The 973-nt window shown below is 42.2% G+C and carries 1 protein-coding gene and 1 pseudogene; both read left to right on the top strand.

Going from position 1 to position 973, the window contains the following annotated elements; all coding sequences use genetic code 11:
* Window positions 1-434: pseudogene (locus tag JQM82_RS16660) on the top strand (transposase); the annotation flags it as partial.
* 34 nt (window positions 435-468) lie between these two features.
* Window positions 469-973 (top strand): YqaJ viral recombinase family protein (locus tag JQM82_RS16655; RefSeq protein WP_235251379.1); only part of this gene is annotated, 505 nt, incomplete at its 3' end.

Below are 973 nucleotides of genomic sequence, written 5' to 3'. Positions count from 1 at the left end.
TGACTTGTTCCAGCAGTGGCAGGACGATCAGTCTTGGCAGTCCAATTAAACTGGCGCATACCGGCGGTGCTGATATGACACAGTTTCTGGCAAATTTAAGAATGCTCTGTTCCAGATATCAGGATGCAATTTCAGATATAACGAAATTGATGGATATTGAAATCCATCATCCGCTGAATTGTATTCGTTTATTGATGAAACGCCTGGGAATCCGAAAAAAATTGATCAATGATGCGGCGGAAATGTTTGAGTTCCAGAAAGGAAACGGACCCTGCACTGCACATGATATTTATTTTGCTATGAACGAAGCATCGTTCTTTGCAGCCTGTGAAGGAATGCAGGGAGCAGCAATCATTAATCTGGAAGAACAGATTACCCGTGCATTGGCTTTAGACTGGAAAGAGTTTGATGTAGGCGGAGCAATCAAATGGTAAGGCAATAAGAAAAATCAGAAGGAGGAAATAAAGAATGACAGGACTGAATTTGAATTATGAACCGGAGATTGTAGTGGATATCAGTGGACTTACGAGAGAGGAATGGCTTGATTACCGTAAAAAGGGAATTGGTGGCAGCGATGTAGCCGCCATCATGGGAATCTCCCCGTTTGCGACAATCCGGGATCTATATAACAACAAGGTGGGAATCCTGCCTGCTATTCCGGAGGAAGAAGAAAGTAACTGGGTTGCAAAGGAAGTCGGGCATCGGCTGGAAGATCTTGTCGCAGAAATTTTTGTCAGAAAGACAGGACTGAAGGTATTTCCGGTAAGAAAAATGTTCCGGCATCCTCTGTATCCGTTCATGCTTGCAGATGTGGATTTTTTTATTTTATTTCCCGATGGTACATATGGAATTCTTGAATGTAAGACCTGTAATTACAATGCAAGTAAGAAATGGGATGATGATGCAATTCCGGATAATTATGTGCTCCAGGTCAAACATTATCTGTCGGTCATGAACATGCAGAAAGCTTATA

Source organism: Faecalicatena contorta (genome assembly GCF_021531995.1).
In the GTDB taxonomy this organism is placed as follows: Bacteria; Bacillota; Clostridia; order Lachnospirales; family Lachnospiraceae; genus Dorea_A; species Dorea_A contorta_A.
Note: the sequence above shows the minus strand (reverse complement) of the source record. Positions and strands in the feature narration are given on the sequence as shown.